Genomic DNA, 24,714 nt, shown 5'->3' on the forward strand with positions numbered 1-24,714 from the left:
GCGGGAGACCGGGTGGTCAGCGAACGTCGTAGGCGCGGGTGATGGTCTGGGTGACCGCGTTGCCGTTGGCGTCGGTGAACTCGGCCTTCGTCATGACCTGCTTGCCGGTCGCACCGGTGTGGTCGAGGACGGCCGTCCACTTGCCGTCCTTCTTCCGGGTCGGCGCCTGGATCCAGGTGGTGCCGCCGTCGTAGGAGTAGGACAGCGAGGCCTTGGTGATCGCGCCCGGGGTGTACCCGGCGTGGCCCTCGGCCGACAGGCCGACCTTGATGCCGCTCTTCGCGGGCAGGGTGTTCAGGCCGTCCACCGGCAGGTCGTACGCCGGGGAGAGGATCGGCAGGCCGCGCGAGTAGACGTCCGGTTCCAGGCGGGAGCGGAAGCTCCAGGTGGTGGTGATGTCCATGGAGCGCAGCCAGTTCCGGTCCGAGGTGGGGATCTTGGACAGGTTCTGGGTGAGCTCGTACGCGGAGTCCTCAGCCGGAACCTTGAACACGTCGTACGGGTAGGCGCTTTCGGCGATCCGCTCACCGTTGCGCTTCAGCACCAGGTTGCCGAGGTCGCCGAACGACCCGCCGTAGGACCAGTGGTCGCCCGATGCGTCGACCCACAGCGCGTTCTGGAAGCCGATCAGGTCGCCTTGCCGCTCGGCGGCCAGCATCAGCTTGCCGTCGGCGTCGCGTGGCGCGGCCGGCCGCAGGGCGCCGCCGTACCACTTCTCGGTACGCCGCTCTCCGGCACGGTAGGTGCGCTCCTGGTCGGCCATGAACGCGGCGAAGGGGAAGCTGGTCATCGCGCCGTGGTACCAGGCGTCGTCGCCGGTCGTGTAGTAGGCGGTGCGGGTGCCGGGCACGTGGACCGTGCCGAACGGGCTCACGGGGAGGTAGGCGCCGCTGCCGCCGGCGGGGCGGAGAAACATCGCGTCGAGGTAGTCGGCCTCCTTGCCCATGGCGTGCCACGTTTCGGTGACCTGGGCCAGCCTGGAGTCCTTGGGCTGGTGGACCTGGTCCCGGTGCAGCGGGCCCCGGGTCGGGAACGACAGGTTGTAGACGTACGGCGAGCCGTCCTCGGAGCCGGAGGCGCGCCAGGTGGGCCGGAACTCGAAGGTGCCGTTCCCGGCGCGTCCGTCGATGTCCGCGTAGAACTTCTGGACCGTCTTGTCGGCCATGAGCGACCCGGATATCTCCCAGGTGTCGTCCCACGTGCGGGCGTAGCTGAGCGTCGTGTTGGTCACCGTCGAGGGGCGGTCCGTGCGCACGCTCACCTGGTGGGCCTTGCGGGCGTCGAGGACGACGGTGGTGTCATGGGTGATCCGCAGCTGCGGGTTCGCGAGGTAGCTTGCCGACTCGAGCGCGTTGTCCGCGTCGTACGTCGTCACGAAGCTGCTGAGGGAGTAGTCGCCCGGGCGCACGCTGTACGTCTGGTCGGTGGCACCCGAGTTGGTACGGCGCTCGCCCTTGTCCGTGTCGAGGCTGACGAGGTCGAGGGAGGAAGAGCCGGTTGCGGGCTTGCCGTCTCGGTCGATGGCCTTCACCCGGAGCGTGAGGGTCCGCGGCTGGACGTAGAGCGTGAGGGGCACGGAGATGTGCACATCGCCGCCGGTGGCGAGGATCCTGCCGGTGACCGCACCGTACTGGGCGTCCGTCAGGCGGGCGGTGGGGTCGATCCGCAGCGGCACCTGAGCGGTGGCGCCTGCGGGGACCTGCACCTTGTCCTTGGCCGGGTTGACGATGTCGGAGCGGACCTCGCTGCCGTCGTTGCCGTGCACAGCGCTGACCTTCAGGCTCAGGGTGACGTCGCTCTTGCCGGTGTTGGTGAAGGGCACCTGCACGGTGGTGCGGTCCGAGGCGTCCTGCGGCCAGTTGTAGCTGCCGGCCTGGACGGCGGGCGCGGAGAGCACTTTCTGGTTCACCGCGCCGAACACGTCGAGGACGCCACCGCCGGTCTGGTCGGCGCCGGCGACGTTGCCCGCGGTGCGGGCCGAGGAGACCAGGGCGGCCTTGATCTGCTGCGCGGTCCAGTCCGGGTGGGCCTGGCGGACGACGGCCGCGGCCCCCGCTACGTGCGGGGTGGCCATGGAGGTGCCGGACATCGTGCGGTAGGCGTAGACGCCGCGGCCGCCTGCGGCGGCGGCCGAGATGTCGACGCCGGGAGCGGCGATCTCGGGCTTGAGGGTGTGGGTGACGGCCACGGGACCGCGGCTGGAGAACGGCGCGGTGGTGTCGTCACGGTCGACGGCGCCGACGGTGAGCACGCCGGGCACGCAGCCGGGCGAGGAGACGGTCTCGGTGGCCGAACCGGCGTTGCCGGCGGCGACGACGAACAGGGTGTGGGTGTTCTGCGAGAGCTGCTGCGTGGCCTGGGCCATCGGGTCGGCGCAGTCGCCGATCGTGGGGTTGCCCAGGCTCATGGAGACGACGTCGGCCTGCTGGTCGACGGCCCACTGCATACCGGCGATGATCCAGGAGTCCTGGCCGTAGCCCTGGTCGTTGAGGACCTTGCCGATGAGCAGGGAGGTACCGGGGGCGACGCCCTTCTTGCGGCCGCCGCTGGCCGCTCCGGACCCGCCGGCCGTGGAGGCGGTGTGGGTGCCGTGGCCCACCTTGTCGTCGGTGGTCTTGGAGTCCGTGAAGTTCTTGGCCGCGGCGATGCGGCTCACCAGGTCCGGGTGCTCGGCGTCCACCCCGGTGTCCAGCACGGCGACCTTGGTGCCCTTGCCGTCGTAGCCGGCTGCCCAGGCCTGTGGCGCGTGCACCTGCGCGGTGGAACGGTCCAGCGTGGCCTCGGCCTTGCCGTCCAGCCACAGCTTCTTCAGCGGGGAGGCGGCACGTGAGCGGGTGTCGGTGATGTCCCGCCAGAACGTGGCGGCGGTGTCCTTGCCCGCCTTGAGGGCGACGCCGTCCACCGCCGGGAGGCTCAGGCCCCGCTCGGAACCACGAGGGGCCGCCGGGGCGCTCTTCGCGACGTCCACACTGCTGCGGTAGGTGGCGATGAGCGGCAGCGAGTCGGTGTGTGCGTCGTCGTATCCCTGGCGGATGAGCCCGGTGACGTTGAACAGCTGCTCGTCGACCTTGCCCTCGGCGATCGCCTCGGAGACACCCTCGGGGTAGACGTAGAGGTCCTTGCCCAGCTGGTACGTCTGCATCATCGGCTGCGTGCCGTCCTCGCGGGGCAGCACGGCCGCAAAGCTGTGACCCGGCCTGTCGGTGGTCACCACCACCTTGTCGCCGGTGACGAGCGTGACCGTCGTCTGCTTGCCGCCGCTCGCCCTGGCCCCGCTGCCGATGACGGGTCTTTTCCCGAAGGCACCGTCAGGCGGCGTATCCGCCGCCCCGGAAGGCGCGAGCGCCGTGACGGCCAGGGCGGCGGCGGTAGCCGCGCCCATGGCTATACGCGTTATGGAGCGCATGGATCTCCCCACTCGAAACCGTGAACATGCCGTGCTGGGGCTGCAGCCTGGCAGACATCCAGATCGTGGAGTGATGCCGCGCGTGACGGGTTTCCCGCATGTCGGTTTTCCGACACACGGTCACATCTACGGGTTCCTCAGCTCGGTGGAAACGACCTGGGCCGCACGCTGCAGCCTCGGCCGGATCGAGGTCGTCGGCCTCGTCGGGGTCGTCGAGGTCGTCGGGGTCGTCGAGGTCGTCGGGGTCGTCGGCCTCGTCGAGGCTCTCCGGACCGGTCAGGGCGTCAGAGCCAGCCCGCACGTGCCGCGTGCCACCCCAGTTGCAGGCGCGAGTCCGCTCCCGCAAGGTCCATGAGACGGCGTGTCCGTCGCTCCACGGTGCGTATGGAAAGGCCGAGTTGAGAGGCCGCACGCCGGTCGGAGATCCCTGCCAGCAGGAGGGCAAGGACCTCCAGTTCCCCCTCGGTCGGCTGCTGATCGGTTGCCGGCTGCGCCCGCACACCCGTGGTGGCGGCGTACAGAGGCCGGGCCTGGGCCCATTCCCTCTCGAAGAGGTGGACCAGGGCCGTCAGCAGACCGCTGCGGTACACCACGATGGCGCTCGGCTCACCGCCGGCGTCCGTCATGTCGAGTGGCACCATGGCACGCTCCCGGTCCGACACGACCATCTTCAGCGGCAACGAGTCGGCGAGGCGGACCTCGAGGCCCGCAGCGATCCCGGCCTTCACGTCCCGCGCCATGTCGGGGCCGTCGAGATAGTCCTTGGCAGCAACCACACGGAAGTCGACTCCGCGGTCCAGGGCAGAGCTCTCCGACACGTCGGCGTCGTCGCGCGGCACCGCGGTGGGAGCGCCGACGAGGAAGACGAGCAACTCCCGCTGGGCGCCGCGCTGCAGCTGGTGGAACCGGTGCGCCACCTGCTCCACGCCGACGACCACCTCCACGACGCTGCCCGCTGGGTGTGCGGCGGTACTGCGGTACTGCTCGGTCAGCATCGAGAACGCCGTCTCGGCCCGGTGCAGTGCGTTGCGCTGCTCGACGAGAATCGGAGCCAGGGCCACCGAGGGTGGTGTGAGCCGGTAGCGGGCGGGCCGGCTGCCGGACACACCGTCGGCCGGGTCGGACACCCCGCTCCCGGCCTCGGTGGTGACCGCGACCAGACCACGTGTCGTCAGATCGAGCAGAATGCGGGTGGTCTCGGCCTTCTCAAGTCCGGTCTGCCGGACCAGTTCCTGCGCACAGGCAGTCGGACGGGCCAGAAGTGCGGTGTAGACGGCCTCTTCGTCCGGGCCCAATCCCAATGCCTGCAGCATCAAGCTCCCCCTCGGGCGGCCGCCGTGTCTGGCCTTGGCGCGGCTCGGGTGGACCGAGCAGATTCTTCGCGGCCGGACATTATCCCACTGTCAGGAAGTCGCCACTGTCCGGTGCCCGTTGTGGACGCATCTGAGTCGCCCGGCCCAGGGGTGTGCCTCGCGCGTGGCCCACTCACCCGGATCCCGGATCCCGGGTCATGCCGGTCACGGGTCATGCCGGTCACCGCACGAAGGCATCGACCGGCGGGGCGCGGCTCACCCGCGTCCGGGCCTGCCTAACGTACCGGGAGTACACCACCTGGCCGGGAGGTTCCGTGCCGCAAAAGCACCCGAAGCGTTTCGCGCACCCGTTCGAGAGTATCGAACCACCGCGCAACGTCGAGGTGGTGATCGGCGTCGCGTCGGTGACCTTCCTGATGCTGCTCCTCGGCGCGCTGTCCGAGTCCCCGGTGTGGCTTCTCGGGCTCCTTGTCTTCCTGCCGGCGGCTGCGTCCGCGCTGTGCAGCGTGCGCCAGACGAAGTTCGTGGCTGCGTGGATCGCGCTGGTGGTCGTCGTCATCGTGCTGCTCCGGCACGGTGACGGGCGGTCGTGGCTCGACAGGAGCCTCATGATGCTGCTCACCCTCGCCCTGGGCGCGGGTTCCGTCTACGCCTGCCACCGCCGTATCCGCCGCGAGGACGAGATGCTGCGGCTGCGCTCCACCGCTGCGGCAATGCAGCGCCACATCCTGCGCCCACTGCCTCTGCTCACCGACGATGTCCTGGTCGACGGCGCGTACGAGCCCGTACAGGAGGACCGGCTCGTCGGCGGCGACATCTACGACGTCGTCGAGTCCGCCTGGGGAACCCGGGTCCTGATCGGCGATGTCCAGGGCAAGGGCCTGCCCGCGGTCGGTGCCGCATTCGCGGTCATCGGCGCATTCCGGGAAGCGGCCCACCGGGAGACGACCCTGACCGCACTCGTCGACGCACTCGACGCCTCTGTTGTACGGCACAACTCCTACGCCGCGCAGAGCGGCGACGACGAACGGTTCGTCACCGCGCTCATCCTCAACATCGACGCGCACGATGAGGTACAGGCCATCAACTGCGGACACATCGCGCCCCACTTGCTGCACAACGCCACCATCAGCACGCCCGCCCTCGACTCCGGCGTTCCCCTCGGTCTCGCAGAACTCGCCACCGAACCAGTGACCGTCGACTGGTTCACCTTCCCGGCCGGGGCAACACTGCTGCTGACCACCGACGGACTCACCGAGACCCGCGGCGCCGACGGCACGTTCTACCCCGTCACCGAACGCCTCACCGAGCGGGTGTCCCTCTCCCCCACCGACCTGCCACACGCCCTCTTCGACGACGCGAGCGCGTTCGCCGGAGAGCGAGGTCAGCACGACGACGTCGCGATCCTGTCCGTCCGGCGGTCGCCTTTCCGTTGAACAGCCGCGCCACACATCACGCAATCGCGCGTCAAGCACGCCGCCCCGGAGGCCAGCCCACACGCCCCGCGTTGAGGGCGACGAGCGGCCCGCCGAGCGCCACGTACACCACCCACACCCGCCCGCCCGCTCTCCCGCTCGCCCGCTCGCCCGCAGAGCACGGCATCGGCAACGGCAACGGTCATCCGGCCGGCGCCGGCCGTGCGTACGTCTGCGCTCCCGTCGATCGGCGCGGGTGTCTCCTTACGTACGACAGCCCCTTCGGCGGGTGCGGCGACACCCGGGTCCAAGGCGGGGGACGAAGGACGAAGCGACACCGTAGACGTGTTGGCTTTGTTCACTGCTGAGGGTTCTGGCTCAACTTCCGTGATCGGTAACGCTGGGTTGTCCGGTGAGAGCTCGAACAGCGGGTATTCCTGGGGCGCGGGCCCGGGTGCGAGGACAGCGCGAATGCGGCTGATGCTCTGCCGCCACTTCGGACCATCGGCTGTTTCGTCCCAGAGCCCGGCGAGTTCGGACGCCGCGGCGACCACCCGGCCGAGCGCCTCGACCGCAAGCGGCCGAAGATCGTCAGCAAGGACCGGGACGGCAGCGAACGGGTGAGAGCCCGTAGCTGCACGGGCTCGTGGAGCGCCGCACGGGAAGCCTCGATGAAGGCATCCGACGCATGCACGAAGTTCCCCGCGTAGCGGCGTTCCCCGCGTAGCGGCGTTCCCCGCGTAGCGGCGTTCCCCGGTCGTGAGTGATGGCCGCCAGGGTGTTCACGCACACGACTCGCCGCGCGTGCGGGTGCCCAACCAGCGCCTCGGTTCCACGCCGGCAGTCCGGGTCCCTCAGCTCCGCGAAGGGATGCGCGCGGCGATCCCCCGGGCGAACCACCCGGCTTCCTCACCCAGCTCGCCCAGGCCCTGCGCAGCGATCAGTTGAAGAAGACGCAGCAGGTCGTGGGCCTCGTCGAGGGTGAGCAATTCCAGACGGCGCGCTGTGATGTCCCGCGCCGGGGACCGGCTGGTGGCATCCGAAGTCATGCCATGGAAAAAGACCGCCACAACCGCCTTCCTTCAGAGCGCGGTGTCGGGCGATCTAGTCAAAGGCCGAAGCCAAAGGCCGAGGTCAAAGGCCGAGGCGCGCACCAGGACCCTTGCGGATGACGTCTTGTTCACGCGCCGCTTCTCGAAGCTCGGCGAGCTCCTCTTCACTGAACTCGGCAGGCAAAGCGGGCATGCGCCAAACGCAGCGACCTGGCACCTCAGTCACCATCAGTGCAGGTCACAGGGCAAGTCGTTGGATACCTGGGGTGGGGTGGCTCGCAGGTGGGGGTGCTGGTGCCGGTGCAGCGCTGTCCGCGGTGTCACTTTCAGTGTGGCGACGTGACCGGCCTGAGAAATGGCCCAACGATTGGCGCGCTAAGTGGACCAGCTGCCTGGGCTGCCTTGTGCCTACGATCGATCTGAGCATGATCGCTCCAGCGCGATGGCCCGTCCCCCGTGTCACCACAGGCGGTGACAGGGGGCAGGCGGGACTCTGGGACCGTCATGCCGAATGCTCCGTCGTGTGCGGCGCGGGTGCTCGCGCCCACGAGGCGACTGTTCGTTGCACGTCCCGATCCTGAGGAATCCCTCATGCCAGTCATGCGAGCCATCACTGTCCAGGACCGCGACGCGGGTGTCAGCGGTCTCACTCTCACCGAACTGCCCCACCCGCACGCCGCGGAGAACGATGTGATCGTGCGGGTTCACGCCGCCGGGTTCACTCCCGGCGAGCTCGCCTGGCCCGGCACCTGGACCGACCGGGCCGGACGTGACCGCACCCCGAGCGTGCCCGGTCACGAGCTGTCCGGTGTGGTCACCGAGCTGGGTTACGGCACCACCGGCCTGACCGTCGGGCAGCGGGTCTTCGGCCTGACGGACTGGACCCGCAACGGTTCGCTGGCCGAGTACACCGCGGTCGAGGCCCGCAACCTCGCCCCGCTCCCGGCCGACGTCGACCACACCACAGCCGCCGCCCTGCCGATCTCCGGGCTCACCGCCTGGCAGGCCCTCTTCGACCACGCCCGCCTCACCACCGGCCAGTGCGTCCTCATCCACGGTGCCGCGGGCGGCGTCGGCTCCATCGCCGTGCAACTTGCCCGCGAGGCCGGCGCCCGGGTCATCGCCACCGGCCGCACCGGCGACCGCGACACCGCTCTCGAGGCAGGCGCAGACGCCTTCGTCGACCTGCAGGCCGAGCGCCTCGAGGACATCGGCGACGTCGACGTGGTGTTCGACGTGATCGGCGGCGAGATCCTCGACCGTTCCAGTGCACTGGTCCGCCCCGGCGGCACGCTGGTCACCATCGCTCAGCCGGTCACTGTCCAGCCCGTCAACGGGCGGGCCCTCTTCTTCGTCGTCGAACCCGACCGTGCCCGCCTCGCCGACCTCGCCCGGCGGCTGCGGGACGGGCGGCTCAAGCCGGTCGTCGGATCGGTGCGGCCGCTCGCCGAGGCGGCCGCCGCGTTCGCCCCCGCCAAGCGCACCCCCGGCAAGACGATCATCCGCGTCACCGAAGACTGAGTGAGAGAGCCACCGTTGCCCCGCACACCCGCCCTTGCTGCCCTGCACGCCACCGGCCTGATGCCCGCGACTGCCACCTGCCCGCCGCCCGCCAAGCACGCCGGCACCCAGGAGCCGAAGCCTCCCCAGCCTCAGCCACCGCCACCGCCACCGCCACCGCCACCGCCACAGCAGCGACCACCAAGCACCCCTTCGAGACACTCAGCCCATTACTCGAACAGGCTCTTGCCAACCCACCACCGCACCGCGGTCCCGGTCAGGCCGAAGTCCTCGGCAATCTGACCGGCCGAGCGGTCACCGCGCCGGCACAGCTCGACGATCCCGGCCCTGAACCCTGGCGCGAAACGAGCGGCGAGGCCGAGTCCCCCTTTCTCTCTCCAGGCTCTTCATGAGGAACATCCTTAAGGCAGAACCCCTGACCTCAGATGTCCGTCAAAACGAACCAAGCCCACCCCGTCCCGGCCGGCCCGGCAGGCCTCACCATGTCGTCAGGAAACGCCAGGACGCCGTCCGGTCTCCCCTCGGTTCCGCGTGATCGCAGGCATCTCGCTCGCCGGGCCGGCACTGCGGGACATCCGTCGACGCCGCCGGCCGGCGAGGCCTGGACGCAGACACCGGACACCGGGCACCGGCGGAGCGGCGGAGCGACGGAGCGGCCTGCGGGGGTGGGACCGCTCGATCACGCCGTGCGGCCGATGAGTGTTCCCCGGCGGCGGACGGGCGGACGGGCGGGCGGGCGGGCGGGCGGGCGGATCAGCGCAGTCCGGCGAAGAGATCGTTCTCGGGCACGGCCGCGCCGGTGGCGTCCTGGACACGCAGGAAGGTCTCCATGCCCATCAACTCGCCGAACCTCTCCTTGCCCATCTTGAGGAAGAAAATGTTCTCGCCCTGACTGGCGTGCGCAGCCAGCGCATCGAACTTCTGACCGCTGAACGCGGTCGTGTCCACCCAGGTGGTGATCTCGTCGTCGGGAAGGCCGATCTCCGCCATCGCGGCAGCCTCGGCAGGATCCGGCTCCGGCATGTCCTCATGGAACTCGCGCATGGTCTCACCGAACCGCTGCATCATCGAGCGGGGCATCGTCGTCCAGTACACCTTCGGCGTCAGCCCGGTCATTTCCAGCGCCGCCATCGTGATGCGGTGAGCCTGGATGTGGTCGGGGTGGCCGTAGAAACCGTTCTCGTCGTAGGTGACGACCACATCAGGCCGGTAGTGCCGCATGAGTTCCGCGAGCCGGGCGGCGCCTTCCTGCACGGGGGTCCGCCAGAAGGATCCGGGGGCGTCATTGCTCGGCCAGCCCGTCATCCCGGAGTCGGCATAGTCCAGCATCTCCAGGTCGCTGACCTTCAGGACATCACAGCTCGCCTCGAGCTCATGACGGCGCATCAAGGCGACGGCCGCCGGATCGTGCCCAGGGTCACCCGGCTTGGCACCCCCCGGTCCGTCACCACAGCCGCCGTCGGTACACGTCACCAAAACCGTGCGGATACCCTCCGCCGCATACCGTGCAAGGACTCCCCCGGTTCCGGTGGCCTCGTCGTCGGGGTGGGCGTGCACAGCCATCAGCGTCAGAGGCCGGTCAGTCATAAAGAAAATCCTCCTGCAAAAAATACGTCTCGGTCCGCTTGGTCCGCGGGTGCGGCGAGTGCACCGCGCTGCCGGGGCCGGATCCCGGCAAAGCCCACGGCCTGGCGGTCTCCGTGACCCCCGCCCGTGCGGCGCCGGCCCCTCAGATGGTGCAACCACACCGCCCGCACCGGGTGTTCCCGGCACGGCCACCCGACTTGCAAGTACCGGCGCGTGCACACAAAACAAGGTCCAGGCGCGACCTGTACATCTCAGTTGTCCCGCCGGAACCGCCTTCCACCGATCTCGGGCGCCTCACACAGGGCGTATTTCGGGCCGGACAGGCGTAGCAGCAGGCGCAGGGCCGGTTCGGTGACCCACAAAGGGCCCGGCTCGTCGCGCTGTCCGAGCGGGTTGGGCAGGACGTCCTCGTGGCCCCAGTACGGCGGTGTGATCAGGTCGATGCCGGCGCGGCGGCGCTCGTGCCCGAAGCCGGTACCGGTGCCGGTACCGGTGGTGGTGGTGCCGGTTGTGCCGGTACCGGTGGTGGTGCCGGTTGTGGTGGTGGTGCCGGTGGTGTTCCAGCTGGCCGAGCGGGAGGTGGGTCTTGAGGGCGGAGAGGTAGGCGCCGCTGATATCGAGCGCGGTCACCTCGTGCTCGCCGGACGGCAGATCCGCGCGGGTCCACTTGGAGCGGGCCTCCCAGATCCGGTCCGCGCCCCGCCCGGCCCGGCGGAGACAGGCGGAGATCGGCATCTCCCGATCAGCGTCCACAACTCGCCTGCCGGCCGACTCCCTCTTTGCCCCGACCGCGCAGGAAGGCGGCGCGGAGCATCGTGCCGCCCACGGCCGGCAGATGACATGCCCGGCCCCCGTCGGAACATTTCCGGGGGTGGTCATCGCCCTCAGCCCGGCCCTCCTTGCTGAACAGCGCCGGGAGCACAAGAGAGAGCAGGGAGCACCGCAAGGGGAAGCAAGAGGTGCACGCGCGGTACCTCGCTGCAGAGTCCGGCCTGCTCGACGTAAGCCGGTGTCGCCCTCCGAAGCGCTCAGCAGAGGGTGTCGCCCTCCGGGGCGATCAGCAGGGGTAGGGGTGGCCGGCGCGGGCCCTGTTACCCGCGTCCTCAGCCCGGGGGCTCGGGGACTCAGGGCTAGGCAGTTTCGTTTGGATCAGCCGGTCGTTGGTCCGAGGGTGCCGTTGACTGACGCGCAGTGGGCGCGGATCGAGCCGTCGCTCCCGGACCGGACACCGAAACGGGGTGGCCGGTGGAGGGATCACCGCGAGGTGATCGACGCCATCGCCTTCAAGTTCCAGACCGGAACGCAGTGGGTCCACCTGCCGGAGAAGTACGGCAATTGGCGAGGCGTCTACAACCGGCTGCGGATGTGGGCCATCAACGGCACCTGGGAGCGGGTGTTCACGACGCTGATGGCCCAGGCCGACGCCGAAGACGACCTGAACTGGGCCGTCTCGGTGGACTCCACCATCGTGCGGGCCCACCAGCACGCCGCTGGGGCCCGCAAAAAAGGGCCCCGGCCGGCGAGCCCGACGACCACGCCATCGGACGGTCCCGCGGCGGACTGACCACGAAGATCCACCTCGCCGCCGACACCCGCTGCCGCCCTCTGGCCTTCGTCCTCACTGCCGGACAGGCAGGCGACGCACCTGCCTTCATGGACGTCATGGCCCGCCTGCGCGTTCCCCGGCGCCGAGGACGCCCCCGGACCAGGCCGGACACGGTCCTGGCCGACAAGGCATACTCCTCCCGCGCGATCCGCGAGCACCTGCGCAAGCGCGGCATCCGAGCGGTGATCCCCGTCCCGGCCGACCAGCAAGGTCACCGACTCCGTCGCGGCAGCCGAGGCGGCAGACCACCGGCCTTCGATCGTGACGCCTACAAGCAGCGCAATACCGTCGAGCGGTGCATCAACCGCTTGAAGCAGTGGCGGGGCATCGCTAGTCGATACGAGAAGACCGCCACCGTCTACCTGGCCGGACTCCACATCGCAGGCATCTTCCTCTGGTCCGGCCACTGATCCAATGGGGACTACGATCTGGCGATTTCCTGCCGGAGCTGGTGGGTGAAGCGACGCAGGAGGTCCAACGTCTCTCGGAACTCGGCCCGGCGGTCGTCCCTGCCGTCGGTGGGCCGGGTGCTCCAGACCCGACGCGCGAGAGCATCGGCGAGATCGACGGTGCTGCTGGCACAGAGCAGGTAGAGGGCTGAGCGTGCTTCCTGCATCTGGTTCGCCAACTCGTTGGCTCCGGGACCATCGTCACTCAGCTGTGTTTCCTTCAGATAGTCCAGCAGCTGAACTACGGCCGTGTTGAAGCCGATCCCGGCTTTGAGCTTCTGCTCGCGGAGCCACATGCGGTCCTGTCGGCGCGCGGTGAACCACGAACCGAACACCGCCCCTATGAGGCCGATAGCGGCCCCGATGGCCACGGACAGGATGTTCTCCACGGTCAGCTCCCCCCCGACGTACAGCACCGCCAGGCTACAGAGGCCGCCGGAGGCGCCGCACTCGACGAGCGCCCTCGCATGCCAAGGTTTGGTGATCCGAACGAAACGGCCTAGTGGCGGACTCCTGCTGGGAGTACCACGGCAGAATGTCGATGAGAGGCGCGAGGGCGCTGTAGAACAACTCGGCGTGACGCGCAGGCGGTTGGGGGCGCAGCCGCATGACGTGCAATGTGGTCCCGTACAACGGCGTTGTGCAGGCTGCCGGACTGCTTGCTGCGCAGGATGTCGAGCAGGCTGGAACCGCAGCTCTCCTGCAGGGCCTCGATCATTTCCAGTTCTTCGATGTCGACGATCTCCACCGGATCGGTGTCCGGCTTCGTGAACAGGCCTTTTGCCCAGGCGCATTCGCGGATGACGGTCAGGGTGACGAGGTTGGCAGGGAAGCCTTCCGGCAGCACGAGCAGCGGCAGGAAACGACGGCCGCCGCCTGCCGGTGCGCTGGTGAGGGCGGCTTCATCGCGACGCAACGCAGTGATGGTCGCGTCGATCTGGTCGAGTTCCTCGACGAGTTTGTCGATGTCCTCGATCTGTGATTCGCCAGGGACGGCGGTGGCAGCTTCGCGGCGCAGCAGAAGGAGATTCGGCCACAGTGACACCGGCCGATACGGCTTCACGTCACTGCAAAATTCGAACTAGCGACATCATGATCAGCTAGCTGAAATGGCCACTGACCAGCGCGCATAGGCAGCTCCTTCCAGTGACATGCGAAGCGGAACATCTCAGTGACTGCCTCCCCGAACCTCACAGCGCCAGCAGGCCAGCTTCCTCAAGGATGTCGGTGACGTGGGCGTGGGGCAGGTAGGGGATCTTCTTCAGCAGTGCGGCATCGGTGGCGCTCAGCCTCACTCCGGAAGCGTCAAGGAGACCGAGGAGGAAGTTGACGCCGGTATGGGCCTGCCTGGTCAGATCCCGGCGCCATCCCAGACGGGCTGCCTGCCGGTCGGTGAACTGGCCCGCCCAGGCCGCCAGATGCGGCTGGGCGCGGTCCGCCAGACGTTCCGCGCCTCCGCGATGGTGCAGGCTGCGGGCCATGTCGAACAGAACCAGCTGCTGGTGGGCGGGCGGCGGGATCGGGTGCGGGCGTGGCGGGAGGTGTCGGGGGGTGAAAACGGAGCTGCGGAAGAGGCCGGTGATGTAGAGCTGCTGCCCGCCCGTACGGACCTCCTCCCAGGATGCGGCCTGGTCATCGCGGTGGAGCAGGATGGCCTGTCCGCGGCACAGTCGGCAGATCCCCTCCGCATCCAGGAATGATCTGGCCCGTAACTGCGTGAACCTGAACAAGGTGATCACGCAGTGGCGGACATGCTGAAGGTCGCCGGTTCCCCGCGTGCGGAGCCCAGCGAGGTCTCGGTGGCCGGAGAGCTGCTGGACGAGGGACGGCACCTCGAGCTCCGCCCGAGGCAGCGCCAGCAGCCCCTCCACGGACACGATCTCGACTGTTGGGCTCAGCACCGCCTGCCGCGTCTGGTTGCCCCGTTCGACCCGTGCGTCCGGCTGTGCCGTGGATATGCCTTGCCTGCCACGCGGGGAACCTGGTGCGTGGCAGGCAAAGGCATATCCACGGGGATCTGCGCCCACGGGGCACGTCCCGGGGGCGTCCGTCCTTGGGGGCCGTTTGCCCGGCCCCCAAGGGTGCCGCTGGGGTCAGAAGTTGAGGAGACTGCTCTGCCCGACGGTGTTGTTCATTTCGCAGGAGTTCGCAAAGGTGTGTTTCCAGGAGGTGCGGGTGCCCTGCCAGACGCCGTCGACCGTGACGGTGATGGGGGACCACAGTCTCGTGCAGGCCTGGCCGAGCGTGGTGGACAGCAGGGAGTCAGGCCGGCCGTCGGCGGCGCGCAGGTCGGCGCAGGCCGCGGCGGGGTTGGGATGGGTGCCGCTCGCGCCGGGCATGCAGCTCAGTGTGACGGCACGAGCTGCGGTGTCGGTCGATCCGCCGGGCTGGGAGACGGTCAGGACCAGTGCCGAGGGTGCGTACAGACTGGCGGGCGCCGCGGTGGCGGTGACCGAGGTCGCGATGAGTGCTCCGCCGATCAGGGCGGTGGCGGTGGCTGCGGTGGCGGCGAAGCGCATGTTCGTGCGCATGAGGGCTCCTTCAGGAGGGTCGGGGGCCTTGTGGGCCGGGAGCAGCTTCGCCTAAGCAACGGGGCAAGGCCACTTGACTGACCGCGTTTGAGACGTGCCCGACCTGTATGCATGGAGTGAATGCCATGTGTGCAGGTCATGAGGGCTGTGGCGCCTCGTGAAGATTTCCAATCAGTTCGAATAGGTGTGAATCCGACTAGTCTCGAGGAGGTGAAAGGCCAGGTCGCCATGGTCGTCGCACCGCACAGAATGGCCGGAAGCCAGGGCCTTTCTCGCTGGGGCGGCGGTTCGGTTTGGCTGGAGTACGCTCGCCGTTCACCTGATCGCCGGCCGTGAGGATGTGGTGGTCGTGACCCGGCCCCGTGGGGGTGTCGCCGTGCTGACCATGGGCGACCGGATGCCTGAGCTGCTGGCCCTGTTGGGGTCGGTTGGCCAAGCAGGACGAACCGGCCGCCCGCATCGTCGTCGTGGGCAACGGCACGGCCCTGGAGGGCCTGCCGGACGGTGGGACCGGGGTGGAGCTGGAAGAGAACCTGGGGGTGTCCGGTGGCAGGAACGGGCCAGGTACACCAGCAGCGCCTGCATGGAGTCAGCAGCGGGCAGCAGCCGGGAGAAGTCGGTGAGCTCTCCGACACGGGCGCGGGCGCCCTCGAGGGACTCCTTGGTGAAGTCGATGCATGCGGAGGCGATTTGATGCAGCAACATCGCGTGTCCTTTCGGTGGCCCCCGACCGGGCTCTGAACAACGCGGTGTTGTTGATTCGAGATCGAACAAGAAAAGGGAGTCGTCGCGAAGAAGGTTCCCCAGCAACGTCCGCAGGTCGGACAAGACGCCCGGAACTGGCCCCTCGCTCGGGCCAGGCTGAAAGCGACGATCATGTCCCCTGCCAGCCAACTGCTCCCCCACGCCTGCGCACCACCCTCCCGGGTGAAGAACGCACGCAAAGCGTCATGCATCCGCTGCACGTCGAGGAGACCAGCCCTCCAGCCTGCAGGGGACCACTGCGAACTGCGTGAGCGTCACACGGTCATCCGCTACCGACCGGTCCGTGAACCCCGCTCCCATCCCCGCCAACGCGAACCGGTCCACCAACTCCCTCTCCAAAGCCCCAGATGCCCCGAAGCCCGGTCGGCCTCCGGGTCGGACAAGGAACGCACCACCCGCAACGCCACACCCACCACCCCTCCCCCAGCCCCGTTTGGCTCTCTCCCTCTCTTTCCTGGATACCGCTCCACCCTCAGGAATCCTGAAGCATCCCGAGCCAGGTCAACCGACCGAGTGGACCCCAACACCCCAGGCCAGACGACAGATCGACGTCTGCTACGCCCCCGCGAACCCAAGCCCTTTCCTACAGCTAAAAGCCACCTCGATGCCGACGGCGCGCTCCCCCGCGAGGCGGGTGTCCTGGTCGTGCAGGGCGAAGACCTCGGCGCGTGGCTCAAGGCGCAGCGGTTTGGGGTGGGACAAGCTCGGGGATCACGCCGCTACCAGCGCATGCCGAGCTCATCGAGGTCTGCACGTCGTGCACCGGTGAGTTTGTTGGCTCGTCGGCGTGTGTTGGTGCATCTGTCCGCCGTACACCCGCCAGCACTGCCCCTCACGGTTTTCGTGGACCGCTGGGAAAAAGATCCGCACGCGTTCCCGGGCGGCCCCTGGGCCGACGGCATGGTGGCCGCCTACGTCAGCGGGCGGTCTGCTGGGGCCGGGGCTGTGGCTCAGAACGGATGGGGCCGCACCTTCCGACCGCAGCGCCAACTGATATGCAGCGTGGAAAACGTGACGCATGAGGTTGACGTTGCCCGATCCGACGCTCACCGTGGCCCTGGATAGCTCCGCCTTACCTCCTGGGTGGGCAGCGGAACGAGCCTGCCGAAAGTGCCAGGGCACGGCCAGGCTGGCTTCGGATTGGTTCACGCCACGGAATCGATCCGCTCATTGCACGCCTGCCTGATTGCAGCGAAATCGTCCAGCACACCCCGCGCCGCGCCAGCGTCACGTCCCAGTGCCTCGATCGCCTGTTCCGTCCGGACCCCCAGGTCATGGGTCGTCTCACGGGGCACGAAGGGGATACCGAAGACGCCATAGCCGGTGTCGACAGGCGTCCACAGGTCGCGTTCAACGGCATCCCAGCTTCTGCGGGCCGCGTCCTGTCTCTCACGGGTCTTGTCCTGGCTGGAGGGAATCATCGCCAGGTCCCTTTCCAGGGTCTGGATGTGGCCATGCAGTTGTGTGGACAGCTTGCGCAGCCGAGCCCAGGTCTTGTGCCCGGTCACTACCATGCCGGCGCCGAGAGTCACCGCGGCTGGCACCAGTAGCGCGGGCCGGCTGGGGAAGACCAGCGCATAGACGACGGCTCCGGCGAAATAGATGCCAGCAGCATTGGCGACGGTCCGGCTGATCGCTGCCCGCCCGACACGCCTGCCGGTCCCCTCCAGCACCTGCTGCTTGGAGGCGCCTTTCGCCTCGACCGCCTGCGTCCACAGGGGAAGAAGTCCCCACGCGTACATGAACGTCATGGCGGATGCGGCGTGCTCCACCACCCGGTCCGGTTGCTGAGCGACACCGTTAACCAGCCTCACCGCGAGCAGGACGACACCGCACACACCCATGCCCCACACGATCACTTTCAAGCGCCACCATCGGTACTGCCATGCCGGTTCGTTCCATTTCTGGGACGCCCAGCGGCTCACCCGCTTGGGGGTATGCCACTTCTCCACGACGCTCTGCCAAAACCGGAAGCCGTACAAGGCGAGGAAGAGCCCGATGGCGAACAGGACGACACTGACAGCCCGGTTGGTGGTGTCGGGCGACGTGTCGAAGAGCGTGTTCCCCCAGACGTTGAGGATGAATCCGACGGGGAGGATGACCAGCCGCCAGTGGATGCGCACTGCCATGGTGGCCTGCTGTGAGAGCGACATATCCTCATCGTCTGATCACCACGCCCCAAGGCGTGGAGACTTGACGCAGATCAGAGGTTGCGGATGCGAGCCACCGCCCGACTCACCCACCACACGCGCCGCCCTAAAGAACATCCTGCACGAGGGGGCAAGGCCGTCCGACGGGCCCAAAACGGGAGCTGACAACCAAGTCACTGATGACGACACGTTGTTCGCGACGGCGTCCGCCGGTGAGCACCTGCGTACCGCCAGGTTGAAGTCGCACCGACACCCTTGCGTCTGCCCTCTCCCTCCAACTCCCGTCTGTGCGCAGGGTGTTCACCGTGACATCAGCCTGTCAACATCTCTTTGTCCGGGTTCTGGCTCCTTGATGGAGGTGCTGCATGACGTCAGCCCAAAACAACGACCAGCGGCTGCTGGACCGCATCCTGGAGGATCAGCACCGAAAGCTGGCGCCGGAGAAGAGCCGCGACGACTTCTTTACCTTCTTTGCTGCCGACAAAGCACTGCAGGACTGGGATCTCGACACCGACGAGATCATGGACGGCATCGTGGACGGGGCGCACGACTGCGGCATCGACGGCATCTGGACCTTCGTGGACGAGCGCTACATCACCGCCGACGCTCATCAGTTCCTGCCGTCGCGGGCGGGGAAGATCGAGCTGTTGATCCTGCAGGCGAAGAACACCTCGGGCTACCAGGAAACCGTAATCGAGAAGCTGCACTTCCATCTGCCCGCGCTGCTGGACATGAGCCGCGACGAGGATGACCTGGCCAGCCACACCAACGCCAGACTCCTGGACCGCACACGGCGCTTCCTGCACATCCTCGAAGAACTGGCGTCTTCCTTCCCTCAAGTCCGCATCAAAGTGATCTATGCCAGCAAAGCGTCCGAGGCGCCGCACCCGAATGTGAAGGCCAAGGGCGACCGGTTACGCAGGGAAATCGCGAAGATCACCTCCGATTCCGAGGCCACCATCGAGTACCTCAACGCCGCAGATCTACGCGAGCGCACCGCCCGGGGTGCCAAAGCTGTCGCACAACTGGTCTTCACCGAAACCCCGATGAGCACCTCGCTCGGCGAGGGGTACGTGTGCCTGGCACGCCTGGACGAGTACTACCGCTTCATCACGTCCGGCAACGAGGCGTTGCGGCTGGAGCTGTTCGAGTCGAACGTGCGCGACTACGCAGGGTCCACCGCGGTGAACAACGCCATCGGTGAGACCCTCAAGTCCGGGACCGGCGAGGACTTCTGGTGGTTCAACAACGGTGTCACGGTGGTCGCGGACGCCGCCCAGATCGCTGGCAAGAGGATCGTCGTCAAGGAGCCCCAGATCGTCAACGGGCTGCAGACCAGTCACGAAATCTACAGCTATTTCCAAAGCGGCGGCCAGCACCGTGACCGCTCGCTCCTGGTCAAGGTCGTCGTCGCACCCGAGTCCGGCACCGCCCGTGACCGCATCATCCGAGCCACCAACAGTCAGACACAGCTGCCTGCCGGTGCCCTGCGGGCTACCGAATCCATCCAGAAGGACATCGAGGAGAGCCTCACGCACGCCGGCGGCTACTACTACGAACGCCGCGCCAGCTACTACCGCAACCTCGGCTTCCCACTTGAACGGGTTGTCAGCATGTCCCGTCTGGCACGGGAGTTCACGGCCTTCATCCAGCATGAACCGCACACGGCGTTGCGGCACTCGGATGCCCTGCTGCTGGATGATCAGCATTACACCCAGATCTTCTCGTCCCGACACGACCTGGACATCTACCGCCTCTGCCTCGATGTCCACACCAGGCTGCGCATGTTCCTCACCCGGTACGCCGAAGACCGGCCACTGCTGGGCGATTCCCTGGAGAACTGGCTCTACCCCCTGGCCTCCATGTCCGCCTACACCCTCACCCGGCTGCGCCAGCCCACCACACGAGATCTCCTCAACATCGACCTCACCCACCTCAGCGACGACCTGATGACCCGCATGACCGGCACCCTGGAGCAAAACTTCAAAAGTGCCTTACGCCACAGCAAAGCCGGCGGCGTCGACCGCATCGCCCGAACCCCCGACTTCACCACACAACTCCGCCAGGCCGTCATCTCCCAAAGCCGCTATCACATCGAACGCTGACCGAAACCCGAGCGCTACAGGCCCCGCGATTGCCAGTCCCGCCGACACTCAAAGGCGAAAATCCAGTACCACTCGGGGCAACTCTTCATCACCGCCCCACCGTCCGTACGCGTCTGCAGAGATACCCGCTCGCGCGGGCGACCCGGGCAGTGCGCCTCCCGGGCTGAGGGCGTAACTGATCGTTTCAGAATCAGGCTTTCGCAACCGGCGGGGGCCTGTCAGTTGTCGAGCCGCTGAAGAACCTGCGCGAACTCGTCGTTCTCGACCAGTCCGACGAGCACTTGGGTCATGTTGCTGATGCCGCCATCGCAGACGACGAGGCCGTCCGAGACCCAGAAGTAGGGGCCTCCCAGGGCTTCTCCGGTTGCGGCCCACCGCTTCATCGCAAGCTCGACCTGCGTTCTGCGCACGGGTATGACGTGGCGCGATGTGCCACGGCAAGAGGTGGGGTGTTCCGGGGTCACGGCCTGGCGCCGTCTACGGGATTGGACCGAAGCCGGTGTCTGGCCTCGACTGCACGCTGCGATCCTTGCCGAGCTGCGGGCGGGCTGCTGGAAATGGATGACTGCGCCATCGACGGCTCGCATGTCCGAGCCCTCAAGGGAGGAGCCCACACCGGACCGTCACCAGTCGACCGGGCCCGCCCCGGAAGTAAGCACCACGTCATTGTGGACCAGAACGGAACCCCACTCGCTGTCTCCTTGACCAGCGGAAACCGGCATGACGTCACCCAGCTCATGCCCCTGCTGGACGCGATGCCTCGCATTCGCGGCCCCGTGGTCGGCCACGACACCGGCCGCGACGACTGTTCGCCGGCCGCGGCGACGACTTTGACAAGTACCGCCGCCTCATCCGAGCTCGCGACATCACACCCAAAATCGCCCGCCGTGGAGCGGCCCCGCCACACGCCCGGGGGCTTCGGCTGGGCCGAATGGCCGCAGCGGTGCGTGCCTTTGCAGACGATCGGGCACCCCTGTCCCGTCCGGTGTCCCGTGCGGCCCCGGACACCTGTGGACCGCTTGTCAGATCCCCGATCGGGAGCCACGCATGGAACCAGTCGCCACCTCGCGAAACTGTCCGTTCGACTTTGCCGAGGCCCTCGAGTTCGACCCGGTGCTCAAGCACTTGATGACCCAAGAGCCCGTCTCCCGCATCCGGCTGCCCTACGGTGACGGGGAAGCCTGGCTCGTCACCGGCTACGACGATGTACGCACGGTGACAACCGACCGGCGTTTCAGCCGCCACGCCATCATCGGCCGGAACTTTCCCCGCATGACCCCTGAACCCATCGTTCAGGACGAAGCGATCAACGTGATGGACCCACCGGCCAGCAACCGCCTGCGCAGCCTCATCTCCAAAGGCTTCGCGCCCCGTCACATGGAACGCATGCGGGTCCGCACCCAGCACGTCGTGAACGAACTGCTGGACCGCATGGAAGAACACGGCTCACCCGCAGACCTCACCGAGCACCTGGCCGACCCCCTGCCCCTGGCCACCATCTGCGAGGTACTCGACATCCCCGAGGCCGACCGGGCCCAACTACGCGCCCACGCACGGACCATGATGGACACCGGCATGGGCAACCGTGACAACGCCGTACGGGCCAAAGCCGATCTGCGCGCCTACTTCCACACACTGACCGGGCACCGGCGCCAAAACCCGGGCGACGACCTGATCAGCGCACTGGCCACGGCCCGCGACGGAGACGAGATCCTCAACGACGAGGAACTGGCCGTCATGGCCATGGTCCTGCTCATCACCGGACAGGACACCACCACCTACCAGATCGGGAACATCGCCTACGCCCTGCTCACCCGGCCCAAAGAACTCGCCATGCTGCGCGAGCGCCCCGAAATGCTCCCGCAGGCCCTCGAGGAACTCCTGCGCTACATCCCCTTCCGCAAGGGCGTCGGCATCCCCCGCGTCGCCATGGAAAACGTGGAACTGAGCGGCGTGACCATCAAGGCAGGAGACATCGTGCACGTCTCCTACCTGACAGCCAACCGCGACGCACGAAAGTTCGACCGGCCCGACGAACTGGACCTGCACCGCTCCGGCCCGTCCCACATGACCTTCGGCTGGGGCGGACACCACTGCCTGGGCGCCCCACTGGCCACCACCGAACTCCACGTCGCACTCGGAACCCTCCTGCAACGCTTCCCCGACCTGAAACTGGCCAAGCCGGCCGAAGAAATCCGCTGGAACACCACCTCGATCTGGCGCTACCCGATCGCACTGCCCGTCACCTGGTGACTGCCTCCGTCACCAGGTGACCGCGTGAGTGCGGCATCCCGCCCATCCCACCCGAGACCCTGCACCCAAAGCACCCAAGGCGCTCAAAGCCCACCCGCAGAGTCCCGGGTGACAGCCGCCCCCTCTCTTTAAGCCCCGCCCCGCGGCAGGAGCCCCGCCCCACAGCAGGGCCTTGCCGTACAGCCTTGCGGTACGGCCTCGCGGTACGCCCTCGAACCGGGACCTTGCGGTACGCCCTTGAGCCGGGGCCTCGCGGTACGCCCTCGAACCGGGACCTCGCGGTACGCCCTCGAACCAGGACCTCGTGGTACAGCCTCGAACCCGGGCCTCGAGCCGGGCAGGACAGGGCAAGACCAGGCAGCTCGAGCGGACCGGGCGCGGCTCGGGCGGCTCGGGCGGCTCGGGCGGTGAAGCTCCGCCTCGAGAACTGGCCGGGAACGGCTGCCATCGAGACGTACGTCGCCACAACGACCGCAGCCGTCCATGATCCGGGCCACCCCGCTCGTGCGGCTGCCCCCGGCATGCAGCCCCCACTCCCCCGCCGTAACCTGCACCCCCTCATAGACCGCGCCCGGCATGCAGCCCCCACTCCCCCGCCGTAACCTGCACCCCCTCATGGACCGCGCCCGACATGCGCGCTTCACTCCCCCGTCGTAGCGTGGGTCGGACGGCTGATCAAGCCGTGGCGGACCACCCTCCGCCCGAACGGGGAGAACTCAGTCTTCGACGGTCTGCCCCCACCGCGCCGGCGCCAGGTACCGAAACCGCGCCGGAGCCCACCAACGATCCGCTCCACACCGTTTCGGCGCGGACGGATCCAATGGGCACCGGACGGCGAACAGCCCTCACCCGGTCACGGCGCGGCGGTGCGGACCACGTGCGCTGGGAGGCGTTCCATGGCGGTTCTCTGCAAACCGGCCATCGAGGTACCCGAGTACATCATCACCAACGAAGAGACCCTCGAACTCGCGGAGCGGCTGCACCACGGCCACCCGCAACTCGACCTGGTCCTCAGCCTGATCGAACACACCGGGGTACAAAAACGGCACCTGATCCAGCCGATCGACAAAGTCCTGCAACACCCGGGCCTCGACGCCCGCAGCGCCACCTACGAGGCACACACCAAGGCCCGCGTACCGGCCGTGGTACGCCGCGCCCTCGACCAGGCGGAACTCGAACCCCAGCAGATCGACATGATCATCTACGTCTCCTGCACCGGCTTCATGATGCCCCCGCCCACCGCATGGCTCATCGACACCATGGGCTTCGGACCCAACACCCGCCAGCTGCCGATCGCCCAACTCGGCTGCGCAGCAGGCGGCGCGGCCATCAACCGGGCCCACGACTTCTGCACGGCCTACCCCGACGCCAACGTACTCATCGTCGCCTGCGAGTTCTGCTCGCTGTGCTACCAGCCCACCGACCTCGGCGTGGGATCCCTCCTGTCCAACGGCCTGTTCGGCGACGGAATCGCCGCAGCCGTACTCCGGGGCAACGGCGGCACCGGAATCCGCCTGGAACGCAACGGCTCCTACATCATCCCCAGCACCGAAGACTGGATCTCCTACGCCGTACGCTCCACCGGCTTCCACTTCCAGCTCGACAAACGCGTACCCGGAACCATGGAACCACTCGCCCCCGCCCTCCAGGCCCTCGCCGAACAACACCAGTGGAACGCCGGCAAAATGGACTTCTACATCATCCACGCAGGCGGCCCACGCATCCTCGACGACCTCAGCCACTACCTCGACGTACCCTCCGAAGCATTCCGCTTCAGCCGCGCCACACTCACCGAATACGGCAACATAGCCAGCGCAGTCGTCCTCGACGCCCTGGCCCGCATGTTCGACGAAGCCTCCACCCTCGACGGACACCGCGGCCTCATCGCCGGCTTCGGACCAGGCATCACCGCCGAAATCGCCCTAGGCACCTGGACCACACACACCCAACCCTGACCCCCCACAAAACACCACCAGCCACAACCACCCCACAACCCACACCAGGACCACAACCGCCCGCACCCCACACCAAGGCTGCGGGCGGTCATCACTGGCGAACCCACCACAGAGATCCACCCCTCAAGAGAGCGGGAAGAGTCCTCGGTCTTCCACCAGCCGATCCACAACAGCAACAGCAACACAAGCTCCGCGCGGTCGGCGCCGAGCCTTTGGCGGTGGGCCGCGTCGATGCCTACGGCTCGTCGGTCTACTCCTCCGTGTTCAACATCTCTCCGAGGAGTTCGGACGTCATCGTCGGCGACATCACCGACGCCGCGCTGATGGACGACCTGCTGGCGCGCAGCGACTACGTCATCCACGCCGCGGCCCTGGCCGACGTCGCAGAGTGCACCCGCAACCCGGCGGCGGCACTCCAGGCCAATGGTCGCGGCACACAAACCGTCCTGGATGCCGCAGCCCGGCACACAAGCACCCTGAAGCGGCTGGTGTTCGTCTCCTCGGCCAGCATCTAGGTGTATTGCCCTGAAGCGTTGTTTGCGCGGCTGATGGGGGGCTTGCCTGCGAGTGCGGTGTGGCATCGGTGGTGGTTGTAGGTGTGGAGGA

At 67.9% G+C, this 24,714-nt stretch carries 16 protein-coding genes and 4 pseudogenes; 9 read left to right on the forward strand and 11 right to left on the reverse strand.

Annotation, left to right across the window (positions count from 1 at the left end; all coding sequences use genetic code 11):
- Positions 1-16 precede the first annotated feature (16 nt).
- Positions 17-3,406, reverse strand: coding sequence for a S8 family peptidase (locus AC07EJ_RS41675; protein WP_478886183.1), 3,390 nt, complete (start codon positions 3,404-3,406; stop codon positions 17-19).
- Positions 3,407-3,690: 284 nt separating this feature from the next.
- The gene (locus tag AC07EJ_RS41680) at positions 3,691-4,719 is read right to left on the reverse strand and encodes a helix-turn-helix domain-containing protein (protein WP_389487842.1); all 1,029 of its coding nucleotides are present in this window, start codon (positions 4,717-4,719) and stop codon (positions 3,691-3,693) included.
- A 314-nt stretch (positions 4,720-5,033) separates the two neighbouring features.
- Between AC07EJ_RS41680 and AC07EJ_RS41685 the strand changes: the two genes are divergently transcribed.
- Positions 5,034-6,155 (forward strand): PP2C family protein-serine/threonine phosphatase, encoded by a 1,122-nt coding sequence (locus AC07EJ_RS41685; protein WP_389487844.1) that lies wholly within the window; start codon positions 5,034-5,036, stop codon positions 6,153-6,155.
- On the opposite strand, the pseudogene AC07EJ_RS41690 reads toward AC07EJ_RS41685, so the two are convergent.
- Positions 6,104-6,715, reverse strand: a pseudogene (locus tag AC07EJ_RS41690) (DUF4259 domain-containing protein); the annotation flags it as partial. The gene AC07EJ_RS41685 and the pseudogene AC07EJ_RS41690 overlap by 52 nt on opposite strands.
- A 273-nt stretch (positions 6,716-6,988) precedes the next feature.
- Entirely contained in the window at positions 6,989-7,204 is a 216-nt protein-coding gene (locus AC07EJ_RS41695; protein WP_389487846.1) for a DUF6417 family protein, read from the reverse strand.
- Positions 7,205-7,786: 582 nt separating this feature from the next.
- Between AC07EJ_RS41695 and AC07EJ_RS41700 the strand changes: the two genes are divergently transcribed.
- Positions 7,787-8,707: an NADP-dependent oxidoreductase gene (locus AC07EJ_RS41700; protein WP_389487862.1), complete on the forward strand. Its 921-nt coding sequence runs from the start codon at positions 7,787-7,789 to the stop codon at positions 8,705-8,707.
- 753 nt (positions 8,708-9,460) lie between these two features.
- Here the strand turns inward: AC07EJ_RS41700 and AC07EJ_RS41705 are convergent.
- Positions 9,461-10,294 carry a PIG-L family deacetylase gene (locus AC07EJ_RS41705; protein ID WP_389487848.1) on the reverse strand — a complete coding sequence of 278 codons (834 nt, stop codon included), beginning with the start codon at positions 10,292-10,294 and terminating at the stop codon, positions 9,461-9,463.
- Between the two features lie 281 nt (positions 10,295-10,575).
- A pseudogene (locus AC07EJ_RS41710) lies at positions 10,576-10,996 on the reverse strand (hypothetical protein); the annotation flags it as partial.
- A 442-nt stretch (positions 10,997-11,438) separates the two neighbouring features.
- Between AC07EJ_RS41710 and AC07EJ_RS41715 the strand changes: the two are divergent.
- A protein-coding gene (locus AC07EJ_RS41715) for an IS5 family transposase (protein WP_478886184.1) occupies positions 11,439-12,310 on the forward strand; the annotation gives its coding sequence in 2 pieces (ribosomal slippage) (positions 11,439-11,822 and positions 11,825-12,310; 870 coding nt in all).
- Positions 12,311-12,321: 11 nt separating this feature from the next.
- Here AC07EJ_RS41715 and AC07EJ_RS41720 read toward each other — a convergent pair.
- From AC07EJ_RS41720 to AC07EJ_RS41735, 4 genes are all read right to left on the reverse strand, one after another.
- Positions 12,322-12,738: a hypothetical protein gene (locus tag AC07EJ_RS41720; RefSeq protein WP_389487850.1), complete on the reverse strand. Its 417-nt coding sequence runs from the start codon at positions 12,736-12,738 to the stop codon at positions 12,322-12,324.
- Positions 12,739-12,848: 110 nt separating this feature from the next.
- Positions 12,849-13,412, reverse strand: coding sequence for a hypothetical protein (locus AC07EJ_RS41725; RefSeq protein WP_478886185.1), 564 nt, complete (start codon positions 13,410-13,412; stop codon positions 12,849-12,851).
- 127 nt (positions 13,413-13,539) lie between these two features.
- On the reverse strand, positions 13,540-14,250 hold the full coding sequence (locus AC07EJ_RS41730) for a hypothetical protein (RefSeq protein ID WP_478886186.1): 711 nt from the start codon (positions 14,248-14,250) through the stop codon (positions 13,540-13,542).
- A gap of 192 nt (positions 14,251-14,442) precedes the next feature.
- Positions 14,443-14,880, reverse strand: a complete 438-nt coding sequence (locus tag AC07EJ_RS41735) for an SSI family serine proteinase inhibitor (RefSeq protein ID WP_329580877.1) — start codon at positions 14,878-14,880, stop codon at positions 14,443-14,445.
- A 385-nt stretch (positions 14,881-15,265) separates the two neighbouring features.
- On the opposite strand from AC07EJ_RS41735, the pseudogene AC07EJ_RS41740 reads away from it, so the two are divergent.
- A pseudogene (locus AC07EJ_RS41740) lies at positions 15,266-15,437 on the forward strand (glycosyltransferase family 2 protein); the annotation flags it as partial.
- A gap of 1,353 nt (positions 15,438-16,790) precedes the next feature.
- Here the strand turns inward: AC07EJ_RS41740 and AC07EJ_RS41745 are convergent.
- Complete coding sequence (locus tag AC07EJ_RS41745) at positions 16,791-17,798, reverse strand: AdipoR/hemolysin III family protein (RefSeq protein WP_389487856.1); 1,008 nt, start codon at positions 17,796-17,798, stop codon at positions 16,791-16,793.
- Positions 17,799-18,160: 362 nt separating this feature from the next.
- Here AC07EJ_RS41745 and AC07EJ_RS41750 point away from each other — a divergent pair, with 362 nt between their 5' ends.
- The 5 genes and pseudogenes from AC07EJ_RS41750 to AC07EJ_RS41770 all read left to right on the forward strand — a co-directional run bounded on the left by AC07EJ_RS41750 (position 18,161) and on the right by AC07EJ_RS41770 (position 24,623).
- Positions 18,161-19,900 carry an AIPR family protein gene (locus AC07EJ_RS41750; RefSeq protein WP_389487858.1) on the forward strand — a complete coding sequence of 580 codons (1,740 nt, stop codon included), beginning with the start codon at positions 18,161-18,163 and terminating at the stop codon, positions 19,898-19,900.
- 325 nt (positions 19,901-20,225) lie between these two features.
- A pseudogene (locus AC07EJ_RS41755) lies at positions 20,226-20,858 on the forward strand (IS5 family transposase); the annotation flags it as partial.
- Positions 20,859-20,947: 89 nt separating this feature from the next.
- Positions 20,948-22,153: a cytochrome P450 gene (locus AC07EJ_RS41760; protein WP_478886187.1), complete on the forward strand. Its 1,206-nt coding sequence runs from the start codon at positions 20,948-20,950 to the stop codon at positions 22,151-22,153.
- Positions 22,154-23,049: 896 nt separating this feature from the next.
- Positions 23,050-24,108: a type III polyketide synthase gene (locus tag AC07EJ_RS41765; RefSeq protein ID WP_478886188.1), complete on the forward strand. Its 1,059-nt coding sequence runs from the start codon at positions 23,050-23,052 to the stop codon at positions 24,106-24,108.
- A 218-nt stretch (positions 24,109-24,326) separates the two neighbouring features.
- Complete coding sequence (locus tag AC07EJ_RS41770) at positions 24,327-24,623, forward strand: NAD-dependent epimerase/dehydratase family protein (RefSeq protein WP_478886189.1); 297 nt, start codon at positions 24,327-24,329, stop codon at positions 24,621-24,623.
- Positions 24,624-24,714 lie beyond the last annotated feature (91 nt).

The organism is Streptomyces sp. NPDC045026 (genome assembly GCF_056432625.1).